Raw genomic sequence first — 15560 nt, forward strand, 5'->3', positions numbered from 1 at the left:
TCAATAGCAAAGGATGAAATGAATACTCTACTTAGTTTTAAGCATCATAAAAAGAGTTTTGCTCTCATTATTTTATTAGTTGTCGCATTTTTCTCTTCTTTTCCTTGGTCATTTTATGGTATGAATTGGAGAGATTCAGCTTTATACTTTCATCTTGGCAATAGATTACTTCATAATGACTTTCCTTACAGAGACTATGTATTCCAAGTTGGTTTTATACCCATTATCTTTGACGCTTTCTTCCAAAATATTTTAGGTCAAAGTTACTATGCTAGCTTGTTCGCCGCTTTTATAGTTAAGACGACTAATTTGCTAGTTTATTATTTCATATTTCGTCAATTCTCATCTCAGGTTATATCAGTAGCCCTTTGTAGTGGATTTGCTTTGATGAACTCTTCACTAGTTCACTGGAGTACTTCTTACGTATACTTATTTTTGTCGATTTCCGCTCTTTTCATTATTCTTGGGTTAAACAAGCTAGAAAAAGGAAGTTCTACTTTATCATTTCTATATATTGCTATTTCTGGATTCTCTCTTGCTCTCGTTATAGCAGCGCGTCAGAGCAATGGAACCCTTTGCATATTAGTAACATTAGGAGTTATCTTAATTTATTCCTTACGGAACCCAAAAAAATATTTACGTACTCTAACTACTCCTTTTATTACAGGTCTTCTATTAAGTTTAGGAGCATTAGTTTTATTCTTAGCTCTGAATCAAGCTCTTATCCCAGCCTTTCAACAGCTTTTTTTAGATGCATCTGAGAAAAAGAGAGTTGGTGGTTTTGCTGCATTAATAGATGTTTTCTTAGGTGGTATTAAATTTGATTCTTCTATTAAAGAAGTTGTCAAAGTTGTTATTATTCCTATATTATTATCTGCAATAGTCTTTAGATTAATTCAGTATCCGACCAAAGCAAATTCTAAATATAATGTAAACTTAGTTGGGATATTGCTACTTCCTTCACTATTACTGATTGGAATTAGTATTTCACTGATAGGACATTTAATAAATACTCATAATTTACCAACTATAATTGCTAGTACAGCTCTTTTATTCACCTACGATTTACCAAGTACATTCTTTAGCTTCGCTCTTTTAGGAAGTTGTATTTTTCCTAAGTTCAGTCAGAAACTTTTAGGAGTACCAGAGCCAATTTTTCCCTTACTAATAGCTCTCACCCTCGGCTCGACCTGGGCTATGCAGATGTCGTGGCCTGGCAGAGCATATTTAGACTCTGTAATGTTGATGCCACTAACTATTATAACTATATTAATGTCATCTAAGGTTCCTACTTACTGGAAAAAAAGCTTTTGTTTACTATTTATTGGAATTACAGTTATTATATTTACCGTGTCTCAAATAGGAGGATTTAGTAACAAGGGTTTATATGGGGATGTTCGCTATTCTCTAGATTCACCAATGACAAAATTTATTCAAGTTCCAAAAGATAAAGCTGTTGCTTTCTCAATGCTACGTCAAAATATTAAACCAGGTGAATCTTGTTTTATCTATGGTTCAGCACCTGTTCTTTATACCTTATTACAGTGTAAAAATCCAACATTAGTCGATACTACATATAGTGATTTTTATACTTTAAACGATATTAAAAAAGCCATTGCTTCACTTAGAGAAAATCCTCCAGAATGGATTATTAGTACAGTCGGCGCTCGTCCAATTGATGATACTTTTGACGGCTCGCCAGATTTCTATGGCGTATTTAACCAAGCGGCTCCAAAGGAATTACATGGATTCATCAAAGAATTCATTAAAGACTACCAACTAGTAAGTACAGTAAGAGATTTATTTCCCAATGGTAAAGATCTGAAAAGCAAAGATCTTGATGATATCCTCGATCTACGTTTATACAGATATACAAAATAAAATTATTTTTTTTAAAAATTACGTGCTATCTCGAAGTTTTTCCTACTATTAAGTAGATTTTTTATAGTAAAGTTTAAATTTACTAAATAGCTCGCCGCTTTTATCCTTGCAATCTCGTTACCAAGATAAAAATATGGCAATAACAGTCGTATTTTTAGATAACTCTTATTTGCAATCGCCATCATTATTCAAAATTAATACTTATAATTTCCGATGCTTATTGAATTTATCGTATTGACAATATACATAGACTAGAATTAAACTAATTTATAGCAAGCTTTAAATATAAGTTTCTATCTTAGCTTTAGATATTGTTAAACGCAATTCAGTTGCATAAAAGGTTATTCTGAAGCACGAGATCGATATTTGTAAAGTATGCCTTCGATAAATGCTTGTGATAGAGTTCTCAATTGCTTCAAAACTTTAAAAAAATAATATCTATTAGTGTCGCTGCTACTAAGTTTAGGTGTTAAATCTATACGAGTCAGTAATTATAGAAGAAAAAACTATGGCATTGTAGATATATAGAACAACTTGAGTAGTTTTTGCGATCTATAAAATAATTAACTGGTATTTTTAACTAAAGACATCAGTAGCTTGTTCGTCAAAGCAGAAACGTTACTTAGTCATCTTCAGATAACTGAGTTTGAAGTAGTTATTTCAAACAAAGGAATTGCTTATGTAGATTGATACCTAGCAATATCTTCTATATCACCTTTATTCTCCAGTTCTATACAACAGACGGCTATTTTTAATAAGTCAACCTCATCTCAAGCACTAAATATCTTCTAAAACAAGGTTGTTAACAATGATTGAAGTATTGGCGGGAGCGATAATTCTCTATTCTACTTTTGAACGAAGCCCGACTTCCGAAGGCTGGATATTTCGTGGTCCTGGTGCTAGTTGGGTTATTGGGGGTACATCTGGTACTCGCTCCATTCGAGTTCAGCATCCTGGTCCTACAAACTATACATTTGATGATGCATGGTCGAGTCCTCTACTAAATACCACTCCCCTGCAATGGTATCGGCTCTCGTTCAACAGTAAAGCTCCTGGAACGACTAATAACCCCGGAAGTGTTGGTTATGGATATTGGTCGGCGACGTTCTATGACAAGCAAACTGGCAACCAATTACCAGATGCTACATTCTCTAGTGTTTTTCAGTCGAACAACTGGGTGCATAATGAATTTCGTTTCCGAACCAAAGCTACTGTTGGAGCGAACGGGAGCCTACTACCAGTTCAAATGAGAATCAATTTTCACTCGCTCGGTTCGCAGCCTCTTTTTATTGATGATATTACCGTACAGTCAACAACTTCCCAAGAGGTAGCACAGTGGGCTGACGGAATTTATAATAGCTTTCCTGCCAAACTGAATTATGTTCCCAAAACCAGCCGATGGCAACGTATTCCGCTCACGATGCAAAAGTTACGAAATGGGCAGAATCTCCGCATCGTTATGCTCGGAGACAGCATTCAGAATGATACAGCAACAGCACCTATAGATGTCTTTTTAGAACGTGAGTATCCTGGTAGTAAAGTTGAAATTATCCCCTCTGTAATAGGTGGTACGGGGGTTCAGTACTATAAAAATTGCGTGCAGGACTGCATACTGACATATAAGCCAGATCTGCTGATAATTGGAGGAATCAGCAATGGCAATAACATAAGTGATTTCCAAAGCGTAGTTAACCAAGTGAGAGCTAGCGATCGCGTCACTAAGCACAAAACCGAGATCTTGTTGTTGACGAAAGCATGGAGCCCTAACAACTATCCTAACCCAATTGACTATCAACTGAATCCAAGTATTAAGGAACTCGATCAAAATCCGACAAATAATACGACAATTCCTAATGATTATCGCGGTAACTTATTGTGGTTTGCTTATGCAAATAATCTAGAATACCTGGACATGACAGGAATTCAAAGTGAGTTTATCTATGGACCGGCTACCGCTGCTGGGCTCGGTTCACCAGATGCTAACGGTAATCCATATAGCATTTGGATGCGAGATAATTACCACTTAAATGATTATGGAAAACAAATACTAGGAAGGATATTGGAGACATACTTCAGTCTATAAACCTATAGTATTAAATACGAGCAGGTAAAAAATCTGATAGCGATCGCAAAACTTGAAATCTGTATGAGCGATCGGCTAGCTTTCGCGATCGTGCTTCTACAGCAATCCTACTCCATGAGCGGTAGATCTCGATACAGATGCAGCAGGGACTCAGCTGTACCGTAAAGCATTATGACAACTCTATATGCGAGCGATCGCAAAAGCTACAGAATTGAAAATTATTATGAAATAAAAAAGTTACATGCAAGTAAATGATGTAGTAGAAACAGATTCGCTCAAGCGAGTGTTTGGATTGCCAACTCTGGTTGTCTATGGAGTAGGCGACATTCTGGGTGCGGGAATTTATGCAGTAGTCGGAAAAATTGCCGGACTTTCCGGTACTTTGGTTTGGGCTTCGTTCTTGACCGCTATGATTGTCGCGGCATTCACCGCTTTAAGTTACGCCGAACTGGGCAGTCGATTTCCACAAAGTGGTGGAGTCGCCTGTTTTGTCCACAGGGCATTTCGCATTGACTGGCTCTCAATCTTAGTTGGCTGGTTAATGTTTTGTACCTGCTTAGTCTCGATGGCAACGCTGTCGAAAGCGTTTGCTGGCTATCTCAACGCTTTTGCACCAGCTATTCCAGATTGGCTGATTATCCTAGCGCTTTTTTCTGTGCTGGCATATGTCAATTTCAGAGGCATGAAGGAATCCTCGGCGCTGAATATCTTTTGCACCTCTGTCGAGGTTTCGGGTCTTGCGATCGTCATTTTGGTTTCAACCTTGTTTTTGAGCGGTGGTGGCACGGTTAATCCTGCTGCTGTTCCCAACGCGCCAGCAATCGGTTGGACGGCAGTGATTCAGGGAGCAGCACTGGCTTTCTATGCCTTCATTGGATTTGAGGATATTGTCAATGTGGCGGAAGAAGTCAAAAATCCCGAACGCAACGTGCCAATAGCAATCTTACTTGCTTTGGCGATCGCGGGTGTCGTCTACATACTCGTCTCCTGGCTGGCAATTCAGGTACTCAATCCATCAGAGCTTGCTGCTTCTAGCGCTCCGCTACTGGATGTGGTGCGTCGAGCGCAGCCCAATTTTCCCCAGGTCATTTTTACAATCATTGCTCTATTTGCCGTACTCAATACGGCGCTGCTCAATTTTGTCACGGCATCGCGGCTGTTGTTTGGGATGTCGCGTGAAGGATTGCTACCAGCTTGGTTAGGAAAATTACATCGACGTAGAGCCACGCCTTATCGAACGCTGTTGGTCATTTTACCCATTGCCATTTTTCTAGCGCTCTCCGGGACACTGCAATTTTTAGCAGGAACCACTGCCACCTTGATTCTGGCAATGTTTTGTCTGGTCAACCTTTCACTACTGTCGATCAAACGTCGAGAACCTGAAACTAGCGGGTTTCGGGTTCCCTTGATAATTCCGGCGATCGCGTTACTGTTCGATCTCGTTTTGGTGGCTTTTGCTTCTCCTGCAAGTCACATTTTGGCGTTGATATTTGCAGGAATTGGAATGCTTTTAATTCTGATCCAAAAGGCTTTCCGAAAAGGACACATACCAAGCACTTAGTTGGCAAATTAGTTTGCAAAAAGGCGATCGCTCCATACTGATTTCAGTTGCTTGTCGTAGCTCGATACCCAGATTATCGAGCTACGACCATTATTTCGCCATCATACCAATAGCGTCCGGCTTCTAAATCTGCTATAAACATCTCTAACCAAACTCGAAAACTAGAAGCCACTGGATAAAGTCCATTACATTTACGATTTTCAATAATCTGACCGACATTCCCACCCAGCAGTACAGCACTCAAATCCAGAAAATAGGCATCTCCACAACCATCAGAGGTGAGAGGAATAAATTTCTCGCTCCAAGTGGGAATTGTCTCACCACTGTTGAGAGTTACCCATTGATACTCTGGTTCTAAGTTTTCAAACACATCTAGCCAAATTTTCCATTCTTCCCGTAGGCGAGATAAGGGCAAGAATCGGTGTAGATTATAGAGCGAGTTATATCGCTCTAATTCTGGTTTGTCATACCACGCCCATTGTCCATCATGAATGCGATAAAACGCCTTAACATCTTCTGGTAAAGACACACCTAGAAAACTTTCTGTTTCTTGGATCTCTGCTTCTGTCGCACCAGGTTTCAGACTGTCCAATAATTCAGGTGCATTGACCGCTAACCAAGCTTCAATTCCTTTCCAGATGTCTTCCATAACGCGATCGCCTACTATCGTAGTACATTAATACCACTGAAAGATTATAGATTTGAATCAATGCCTGTTTTAAGCATTCACTTTAGAGGGATAATTAATATATGTTGACCAAATGCAAATTGTTCTGGTCACTGGTCACTGGTCACTGGTCACTGTCTAATGACTTCTGTAGCTGCAATTTATTTCTTTGAAGGGATTCCCGAAGAACTGAGTAACGTTAGCTTACGCCGCGATCGCCGTTCGGGAGTTCGTTCGGTTTTACTGCGCTTTGAGCAACTCAAATCTTTGGAAAGATTCAATAGTTTTACCAAAAAATTCAATAACTTCGTGCGTTTGGTCGATGAAGAAGGTGAAATCCAAGTCACGCCTGACTCGACAAAATTCATTTTTGGTGGCATGGACGGAGATGAATTTCAACGCTTAGATTGTACATTTGCGATCGAGCAAGAAGACCACTGGGAGAGATTTATGCGGTTTATGAATCGCTATGCAGAGGCTAACGGTATGGCTTTCAGCGAATCAAATAAATAGAATAAAGGCGCATAGCTATGCGCCCTTACTAAGAACGTAATCACACTCCCTAGATTTATGAAAGTAGCAATTACTGGAGCCACTGGATTTGTTGGTAGTCGTCTGGTCGAACGACTAAAATTAGAAGGTCATCAAGTTGTCGTATTTAGTCGCAACGTCAATAAAGCAGAAAAAGTATTTCCTAAATCTACTTTTCCAAATGTAGAAATTATTGCCTATACACCAACAGAATCGGGTGCGTGGCAAGATGCGATCGCGGGTTGTGATGGCGTAGTCAACTTAACCGGAGAACCAATTGGTGAAGGACGTTGGACACCCCAACGCAAACAAGAAATTCTCAATAGTCGCAAGCTAGGGACGCAAAAAGTTGTCGAGGCGATCGCCAAAGCAAATCCCAAACCTAGCGTGTTAGTCAATACCTCGGCAATTGGCTACTACGGGACGAGTGAAACTGCGACATTTGATGAATCCAGTCCTGCTGGTAGTGATTTTCTCGCCCAAGTCTGTCAAGAGTGGGAAGCAGAGGCGCAGAAAGTCAAGGAATTAGGGACGCGATTGGTAATTTTGCGCTTTGGAATTGTCTTGGGAATGGGAGGTGCGATCGCCAAAATGATTACTCCCTTCAAACTTTTTGCTGGTGGTCCCATCGGTAGCGGTCGCCAGTGGTTTTCATGGATTCATCGCGATGACTTGGTAAACTTAATTATCGCAGCATTGACAAAACCGGAAATGGAAGGAGTATTCAATGCGACAGCACCAAATCCAGTACGGATGTCAGAGTTAGCGCAGGCGATGGGAGAGGTGATGCAGCGTCCCTCCTGGTTGCCCGTTCCCAACCTTGCGATCGAGGCATTATTAGGAGAAGGGGCGATCGTGGTTTTAGAAGGGCAGCAGGTTTTACCCAAACGCACTCAAGCATCGGGTTTCAACTATCAATATCCTAGTGTTAAAGAAGCATTAAAAACAATTGTGTAGTCGGTAGGATTAGCTAGCAAAAGTGAAATTTGCTGACTGCTCATAGCCTGAAATTACTCGGTAGATCTCTAGCTGGATCGGGAGTAAAAGGACGATGTTCGAGGTCGAAAACTCTCCTTTGAAATTCTGCTTGAATGGGTTGGGCAAAAGTTCTAGTTTGTTCGATTTCGTATAGCGCTCTGGTAATATCCGTATTAAATTCTGCTCTTTGCCGCTCGTTCCTTGCTTCTAACTCAGCCTCCGATTCTCCTGGTAACCGCAACTGAGTTTCGGAAAGATCGAAAATCGGTTCTTCGTCCGAACGTGCGGGTTGGGCGATCGCTAGTGATGCGATCGCCAGCATTGCTGTCAGTAATCTTGCTAACCTCATAGCTTTTCCTCCTTACAGCGATGTAGCGTTTGGCTGTCTGGTGCGATCGAGCGAATATATGTATTATAACGTTTGGATTAATTCGCCTTTTCGGAGAAAAAATAACGTTGTATTAGTGTAGTAATGGCGATCGCCAAAGCTAAAATCAAAGCAATTGCTGCGGCGTAACCCAGATCTAAGCTCTTAAAAGCATATTGATAAATCAGCAATACAACTGTTAAGGTCGAGTTATCTGGACCACCCGTACCGCGAGAGAAAATGTATGATTGATCGAATAATTGGAATGTACCAACAATCCCCATCACGACAACAAAAAATGTGACGGATTTTAGACTTGGTAGAGTGATATAAACTAGTTTATCCCACCAACTTGCGCCATCAATTGCTGCTGCTTCGTAAAGACTTTCAGGAATATCTTGTAAAGCAGCTAGATAAATAACCATGAATAAAGGTGCTGTTGACCAAATATTCATAATTGTAATTGCTTTTAAAGCAACATTTGGATCGCCAATCCAGTTATAAGTTGGTAAACCTAAAAAAGCCAGAGCGCTATTTATTAAACCATTTGAATTATACATCCATAAAAAGATTATCGTTAATACTGCCGAGGAAGTAACTGTCGGCATAAAAAAAATAATTCTAAACCAATTTTTACCTTTTAAGTTAGCATTTAGAATTAAAGCCAAGCCGAGAGCAATTATAGTTTGAATTGGGACGACGATCGCCACATACTCAACCGTATTTCTGAGGGCAATCCACACGCGATCGTCATTGAGGAGACGAGTGAAGTTTTTGAAGCCGTTGAATCTGTAGTTAAATTCTCCTAAAATCTGAATTTTATAAAAAGCTAGAACCAAGGCAATCAGAATAGGTAAAAGTACAAATACTCCTAAAATAATAATTATAGGAGCCATAAAAAGATAACCCACTGAGGTATTTCTCGGCTGAGGTTTATTTTTAAAAATGCGATCGCCAATCACTCTAATTCCTATATCTACTTCGATAAAGCTATTTCTTTATTGGCAGTTTTCTGCGCTTTTGTCATTGCCGAAACTAAACTTTGCTGACCGATTATAGCACTGACAAATTGATTGTTAAAATTATTGAGAATAATTGGTAAGTCTTCATTTAGTTGCCAAATAGTAGCATATTCAGCTCCAGCAATAAAAGGTGAATAAAGAGGATTGCGATCGGCTTGTAGGGTATCAGTTACAGATCTACGGGTAGGAAATACAGAACCTTGGCTCGTCCAGGCTTGCATTCCTTCTTGTCCGGTTAAGTAAGAGATTAATTCCCAGGCTGCTGCTTTATGTTTCGATTTTCGATTCATCACATAGGCAACTGTATAAGCCATTGTGCCTTTTTTCTGATTAATAGTTGGGACTTCAGCAGTAGCATACTCAAGCTGAGGAAAAGTTTCTTTTAAATAGGGAATTAACCAAGGACCATCGATCGCCATTGCGACTCTTTCTTGACCGAACATTTCACCTGCTGAACTCGTGCCAACATCAGAAGGTTGAGCTGCCGATTTATCTAAGCGATATAAATCTACTAGTAATTGTAGACCTTTTAAACTCTCTGGCTCGGCAAATGCAACTTCTCCATTCGAGTCGATCAACTTTCCCCCAAAAGCTTCGATAATAAAAACTTGGCGAGCAAGTTCTGGAACTAAAGCAAAACCATATCGCTCGACTCTCCCATCGCGATCGCGATCGACTGTTAATTTCTTGGCATATTTTCGCAATTGCTCCCAAGTTTGAGGCGGCTGAGATAGACCAACAGATTGAAAAGCTTTTTTGTTATAAAATAGGGCAAGGGTAGAATAATCTTTAGGTAGACCGTAAATTATTTGCTTTTTTTGAAATGCCTGAAGAAATTGAGGATAAAAATCTGCTAAGTTGAACTTTTTAGAAATATAACTATTTAGCGGTTCTAATACCCCTGGACGCATAATTTCTGGAGCAGCAAAAGCTTCTAAATAGAAGACATCTGCGGCTGTTTCGCCAATCAGCCTAGTTTTCATCACATCCATATATTCATCAGCGATCGCATCATATTTCACCTTGATGCGTGGATGCTTGGCTTCAAAATCTCTCAAAACCTTTTGCAGCAGTTGTTTTTCGTTGAGATTGCTCCAACCGCTCAGAGTGATGGTGACAACTCCAGGTTCTAGCTGTCTAGCAGTCATGCAACCTGTAAAAGCGATCGTCCCAACCACGAAGAGAATCAGAAATAACCAAACTTTTCTAAACACTGTGTAGCAGACTGAAGTAGAGTTAGTCAATTACCGATTTAAAAACATCATAACTAATTCTTAGCAACCTCTCTCTTGATAGAAGCTATATGATACCCAATCAATTTATAAGTATCTTGTACTACATGAATCAAATTGCATTACCTCATGAGCGATCTTTTAGAAACTGCTGCCAACGCGGGAAACTTCAAAACTTTAGTAAAAGCTATTGATGCTCTCGAACTGAGAGAAACTCTTAGGAGTCCCGGCATTTTTACAATTTTTGCTCCAACCGACGAAGCCTTCGCCAAACTGCCAGAGGGAACTTTAGATTTGCTGCTGCAAGATCTGCCTAAACTGAAAAAAATCGTGACTTATCATGTTGCTTTTGGCGACGTGAGATCTGATGATTTGGGACAAATTGACGAAGTAGAGACAGTTGAAGGCTCAGTTTTAGCAATTGAGTCAGCTAACGGTACAATTAAAGTCAATAATGCCAGCATCCTCAAAACTGATATCGTGACTGACAACGGCACGATTCACGCTATTGATACCGTGTTGATGCCTGCAATCGTGGCTGGACATTAAGGGCTTTAAGCCAGAGATTACATAGGTTGAACGCCAGGAATCCAGTCTGTCCCTGCCAGGGGAAGACGTGCCATCGCAGCAGCTTCGATCGTCAACGCGACGAGATCCTCCCGTTCCAAGTGATGCACGTTTTGCTTACCGCAAGCACGGGCGATCGTGGTTAGTTCCATATTTAGAGTTTGCAGATAGTTTTTGACTCGCCGAGCGCCAACTTCTGGTTCTAAGCGTTTCTCCAAAATTTCGTCTTGGGTTGTCACTCCCACAGGACACTTTCCGGTGTGGCAGTGGTGGCAGTAACCTGGTGCTGTCCCGATCGCCGTATAGTCTTCTATTGCCGAATGATGCGTCCCCTTTTGCACGTAAGTTTCACTGTTGCAGCCCAACGCCATCAGAATTGCTTGACCGATGGAAACTGCATCTGCACCCATCGCGATCGCTTTGGCAACATCGGCTCCCGTGCGAATACCACCTGAAACAATTAGTTGTACTTCACCTTTCATATTCATATCTTCCAGGGCATCCACTGCCTGCCGCACTGCTGCCAGGGTGGGAATACCAACGTGTTCGATAAACACGGTTTGCGTCGCCGCAGTCCCCCCTTGCATTCCATCGACGACCACGACATCCGCTCCGGCATGAACTGCCAGCTTGACATCGTTAAAAGTTCGTGATGCACCCACTTTGACAAAAATCGGTTTTTCCCAATCGGTCAATTCGCGTAATTGCTGAATTTTGATAGTTAAATCGTCGGGACCCGTCCAATCGGGATGACGACAGGCAGAGCGCTGATCGACTCCCTCTGGTAAAGTCCGCATCTGGGCAACACGGGGATTAATCTTCTGTCCGAGTAACATCCCGCCACCACCTGGTTTTGCCCCTTGACCTACCACAATTTCGATCGCATCTGCTTTGCGCACGTCGTCAGGGTTGAAGCCGTAGCGAGAAGGCAGACATTGGTAAATTAAGGTTTTTGAAGACAGGCGCTCCTCCGGTGTCATGCCACCATCCCCAGTTGTGGTAGAAGTCCCGACTGCGGTTGCCGCACGTCCCAAGGCTTCCTTGACATTAGCCGATAGCGAACCAAAACTCATTCCCGCGATCGCGATCGGAATCTCCAATTGAATCGGTTTCTTGGCGTAACGAGTGCCGAGAATCGTCTTAGTAGTGCATTTTTCCCGATATCCTTCTAAAGGATAACGAGTCATAGACGCACCCAGAAACACCAGATCGTCAAAATGCGGCAACCGACGTTTTGCGCCCAAACCGCGAATTTCGTACAGACCGTGTGCCGCTGCGTTTTGAATGTAGTTGAGAATACGGCGATCGTAACCCCAGGATTCTTCGCGAGAGATAGATTGATGCGACTGAGACGGCAGATTCATGATTAATACTTTAATTTTAACGATGGGTGGTAATTAGTAATTGGTAATTGGTAATTGGTAGTTTTTTCTCCCTTGTCTCCCCCCCTCTCCCTTGTCTCCCCCCTCTCCCTTGTCTCCCCCCTGCTCCCTGCTCGTGCGCTCCCTACTCCCTTTCTTCATTCCAGTGATAGAGTTGCTTGGCGGAAGCAACCCGTTTGAAATCTTGGGGATTGTGGGAAAAACCTGCTTTTGCTAATAGCTCGGCTACGGTTGCATAATCAGCTTCAGACATGGGTTCGAGTTGAGCATCAGCACCGAGCGATTTAATGCTACCTCGGACGTAAATTACGGCTTCGTAAAGCGAATCTCCCAGTGCTTCCCCTGCATTTCCACAGACTACAATCCGTCCAGCTTGTGCCATGAATGCGGCAAAGCTGCCCACACTGCCACCGACAACAATATCTGCTCCTTTGAGCGAAATGCCGCAACGCAGGCTGGCATCACCATCAATAATTAATAACCCCCCGTGGGCGGAGGCTCCAGCAGAAACCGAGGCAAAGCCTTTGACATACACCCGACCGGACATCATGTTTTCGGCAACACCCGTTCCTACATTCCCGGCGATCGTCACGTTTGCTAGCTGGTTCATGCTTGCCGCATAGTAGCCTGCATGACCGAGGATTTTTACCTCAACTGGGGCATTCAGTCCCACCGCAATATTATGCGCTCCATCGGGGTTGAGGATCTCGATCGCTTGTCCCCCAGTTTGAGTCAGGTTGTGATGCAGGTAGTGGTTGACTGCGCGTAGTGGGGTTTGGGCGAGGTCGAATGTCACCTTTTCCATAGTTACACCGTCCATACGTATAACTCCTCCGGTGCGGGTTCGTAGAGATGGGCGTTTTTCACATCCGGTAGGTGTGCTAGAGAGCGAAATTCCGAGGCGATCGCCACATAGTCATCAGTTTCAGCAACCACCGCAGGTTTACAGGCAAAGGCATCCCGCACCAGAGCGAGCTTGTCTGGCGTTCCCATCAGAAACGTATAAAAGCCGTCTAACTCGACAAAGCCTTGTTTAATTGCAGTTTCTAGATCGTCCCCTTCCCGCATCCGCCATTCCAAAAAGCGACAAGCTGCTTCCGTGTCGTTGTCGGTTTCAAAGTGAATCCCAAGCGGTTCTAAACGACGACGAATCGAGTAAGGATTGGAAAGAGAACCGTTATGCACTAGGCAAAAATCTTCTCCCGCCGTAAACGGGTGTGCGCGATCGGGAGTCACTGCTGATTCTGTTGCCATGCGGGTATGGGCGATCGCGTGAGAGCCTTTCAGCGTTGAGAAATTGTAGCGATCGGCTACCATAGCAGGTTTCCCCGTGTCTTTGTAGAGATCGATCGTCCGACCTGTTGACAACAGGTGCAGGTTTGGATGTTTTGCTTTCAGCCATTGCTTGACGCGATCCGGTTCTCGATCCGAAGTTAGCACTGCCCGATTGCCATCGATCTCAATCTCAGGTGTAGTCCCGAAAACAGCTTGAAACGATCGCCTCAAATCCCAATCGAATTTGTCTTTTGAATAGAGGCTGTATTTGCGATGCGGCTCTGGCAGCGTAGCAGTAAATACAGCAAGTCCGGCAGAGTCGGGTCCGCGATCGCTCATGCCAATCAGCATGGGAACCATGAGTTCGCCAAGCGATTCTCGCCATTCTGGTTTTTTAATTAGTAGTCCGACAATTCCACACACGATCGCACCTACATTTATTTATTAGAAAACCTTGAGAGTTACGCACTGAAGTTAGAGATCTCGATCCCCCCTAATCCCCCTTAAAAAGGGGGGAATGAAGCCTCTTTTTCAGGAAATATAGCGAAGAATTTACGTCGGTTGCTCCAACCTTAGAGAGGGAGGAATAAATGCCCCCTTTTTAAGGGGGTTGGGGGATCTCACTATACAAAAACTTTTTTAGAAAAACTCCAAGTATCGTTCCACTTCCCACTGCGAAACATGACGCATATATTCCACCCATTCCATCCGTTTCAAGTTAATAAATTCATTTGCCAACACGCCCAACGCACCTTTGATGACTTCATCTGATTCCAGAGCGGCGATCGCTTCGTGCAAGCTCTGGGGTAAAGTGCGAATACCCTTGTCTTTAAGGTCTACCTCCGATAAATCGTACAAATTCAAGTTATAGGGTTCGCCAGGATCGATTTCTTTATCAATGCCATCTAATCCAGCAGCGATCGCGGCAGCAGTGGCAAGATAAGGATTGCAGGAGCCATCGGCAAGCCGCAGTTCTAAGCGTCCGCTGGGAATCCGTACCATGCTGGAACGATTGTTGTCGCCGTAGGTGATGTAAGCTGGAGCCCAAGTTGCACCGCTGAGCGATCGCCCCACGACGAGCCGCTTATAGGAATTAATCGTTGGGGCGCAGATAGCAGTGAGTGCTTCGGCATGAGCGAGTAAGCCACCCAGAAAATGATACGCCAGTTTCGAGAGTCCTAAATGCCGCGAGTCGTTGTCGTCAGCAAATAGATTCGAGCTGCCATCGCTTATGGACATATGAATGTGCATTCCCGTACCCGTGCGGTTGGCAAACGGTTTCGGCATGAACGAGCAAATTAGTCCCAGTTCTTTAGCAATTTCTGACGCTGCCATTTTGAAAAAGATGTAGCGATCGGCAGTCGTGAGGCAGTCGGTGTAGGTATAGTTAATCTCAAACTGTCCGTTAGCATCTTCGTGGTCGATTTGATAAATGTCAAAGCCAGCTGCTTGCAGGTGAGTGACGAGTTTTTCCAGAAAAACCGCACTGCGCGACAATCCGCGAAAGTCATAGCAGGGTTTCTCCAAGGTATCGGTAGCATCAAACGGGTAAATCTGCCCCCGTTCGTCTTTACGAAGTAAGGCAAATTCTGGCTCGACTCCGGTATTAAGCGTCCAGCCTCGCTGCTGCAATCGCTCGATCTGCTGCATCAAGATATAGCGAGCATCGTAAGGGTAAGGTTTGCCTTTAACGTGACCGACACAAGCAATTCGCGCAAATCCAGGCATCCAGGGGACGAGCGATAGAGTTGAGAGATCGCCAACTGCCATGTAATCTGGACTGTGCGGCTCCATACCCAATCCCCACACCGCAAATCCGGCGAATCCGGCTCCTGGATGCAAAATATCTTCAAAGTGAGCCACGGGTACGGCTTTGGTTTTCGCAACCCCATGAATATCGACAAATTGCGCCAGCACGAACTTGACTTGATGCGATTCGAGAAATGTTTTGGCTGCTGCTAAATTCATCCGATTGGCTCCAGGTTGACTCGATCTGTTCAAATTTCATGAATAG

At 43.1% G+C, this 15560-nt stretch carries 15 protein-coding genes; 6 read left to right on the forward strand and 9 right to left on the reverse strand.

The window, feature by feature from the left end; translation table 11 throughout:
* Positions 1–18: 18 nt before the first annotated feature.
* The 3 genes from DSM107010_RS06975 to DSM107010_RS06985 all read left to right on the forward strand — a co-directional run bounded on the left by DSM107010_RS06975 (position 19) and on the right by DSM107010_RS06985 (position 5525).
* Positions 19–1881 (forward strand): hypothetical protein, encoded by a 1863-nt coding sequence (locus DSM107010_RS06975; protein WP_127022648.1) that lies wholly within the window; start codon positions 19–21, stop codon positions 1879–1881.
* 808 nt (positions 1882–2689) lie between these two features.
* On the forward strand, positions 2690–3964 hold the full coding sequence (locus DSM107010_RS06980; protein ID WP_106168082.1) for a hypothetical protein: 1275 nt from the start codon (positions 2690–2692) through the stop codon (positions 3962–3964).
* 241 nt (positions 3965–4205) lie between these two features.
* Positions 4206–5525 carry an APC family permease gene (locus DSM107010_RS06985; RefSeq protein WP_106168081.1) on the forward strand — a complete coding sequence of 440 codons (1320 nt, stop codon included), beginning with the start codon at positions 4206–4208 and terminating at the stop codon, positions 5523–5525.
* Positions 5526–5598: 73 nt separating this feature from the next.
* Here DSM107010_RS06985 and DSM107010_RS06990 read toward each other — a convergent pair whose 3' ends face one another.
* Entirely contained in the window at positions 5599–6174 is a 576-nt protein-coding gene (locus DSM107010_RS06990; protein ID WP_106168080.1) for an SMI1/KNR4 family protein, read from the reverse strand.
* Between the two features lie 159 nt (positions 6175–6333).
* Between DSM107010_RS06990 and psb28 the strand changes: the two genes are divergently transcribed.
* Positions 6334–6705, forward strand: coding sequence for a photosystem II reaction center protein Psb28 (gene psb28, locus DSM107010_RS06995; protein WP_015156580.1), 372 nt, complete (start codon positions 6334–6336; stop codon positions 6703–6705).
* 57 nt (positions 6706–6762) lie between these two features.
* A complete protein-coding gene (gene thyD, locus DSM107010_RS07000) occupies positions 6763–7680 on the forward strand; it encodes a thylakoid membrane protein ThyD (RefSeq protein WP_106168079.1) in 918 nt (305 codons plus the stop codon).
* 40 nt (positions 7681–7720) lie between these two features.
* Here the strand turns inward: thyD and DSM107010_RS07005 are convergent, their stop codons facing one another.
* The 3 genes from DSM107010_RS07005 to DSM107010_RS07015 all read right to left on the reverse strand — a co-directional run bounded on the left by DSM107010_RS07005 (position 7721) and on the right by DSM107010_RS07015 (position 10304).
* Positions 7721–8050: a peptidase M35 gene (locus tag DSM107010_RS07005; protein ID WP_015156582.1), complete on the reverse strand. Its 330-nt coding sequence runs from the start codon at positions 8048–8050 to the stop codon at positions 7721–7723.
* A gap of 77 nt (positions 8051–8127) precedes the next feature.
* A complete protein-coding gene (locus tag DSM107010_RS07010; RefSeq protein ID WP_241994148.1) occupies positions 8128–8964 on the reverse strand; it encodes a carbohydrate ABC transporter permease in 837 nt (278 codons plus the stop codon).
* An 80-nt stretch (positions 8965–9044) separates the two neighbouring features.
* Positions 9045–10304 (reverse strand): ABC transporter substrate-binding protein, encoded by a 1260-nt coding sequence (locus DSM107010_RS07015; protein ID WP_106168077.1) that lies wholly within the window; start codon positions 10302–10304, stop codon positions 9045–9047.
* Between the two features lie 147 nt (positions 10305–10451).
* On the opposite strand from DSM107010_RS07015, the gene DSM107010_RS07020 reads away from it, so the two are divergent.
* Positions 10452–10871 (forward strand): fasciclin domain-containing protein, encoded by a 420-nt coding sequence (locus DSM107010_RS07020; protein WP_015156585.1) that lies wholly within the window; start codon positions 10452–10454, stop codon positions 10869–10871.
* Positions 10872–10888: 17 nt separating this feature from the next.
* Here the strand turns inward: DSM107010_RS07020 and DSM107010_RS07025 are convergent, their stop codons facing one another.
* From DSM107010_RS07025 to glnT, 5 genes are all read right to left on the reverse strand, one after another.
* Entirely contained in the window at positions 10889–12253 is a 1365-nt protein-coding gene (locus tag DSM107010_RS07025) for an FMN-binding glutamate synthase family protein (protein WP_106168076.1), read from the reverse strand.
* A 33-nt stretch (positions 12254–12286) separates the two neighbouring features.
* Positions 12287–12412 carry a hypothetical protein gene (locus DSM107010_RS42090; protein ID WP_277871316.1) on the reverse strand — a complete coding sequence of 42 codons (126 nt, stop codon included), beginning with the start codon at positions 12410–12412 and terminating at the stop codon, positions 12287–12289.
* A complete protein-coding gene (locus tag DSM107010_RS07030) occupies positions 12396–13076 on the reverse strand; it encodes a GltB/FmdC/FwdC-like GXGXG domain-containing protein (protein ID WP_127022666.1) in 681 nt (226 codons plus the stop codon). Before DSM107010_RS07030 ends, DSM107010_RS42090 begins: the two co-directional genes overlap by 17 nt.
* A gap of 2 nt (positions 13077–13078) precedes the next feature.
* Entirely contained in the window at positions 13079–13969 is an 891-nt protein-coding gene (locus DSM107010_RS07035; protein WP_127022651.1) for a class II glutamine amidotransferase, read from the reverse strand.
* Positions 13970–14185: 216 nt separating this feature from the next.
* Entirely contained in the window at positions 14186–15514 is a 1329-nt protein-coding gene (gene glnT / locus DSM107010_RS07040; protein WP_106167507.1) for a type III glutamate--ammonia ligase, read from the reverse strand.
* Positions 15515–15560 lie beyond the last annotated feature (46 nt).

This window comes from Chroococcidiopsis cubana SAG 39.79 (assembly GCF_003991895.1).
Classification (GTDB): Bacteria; Cyanobacteriota; Cyanobacteriia; order Cyanobacteriales; family Chroococcidiopsidaceae; genus Chroococcidiopsis; species Chroococcidiopsis thermalis.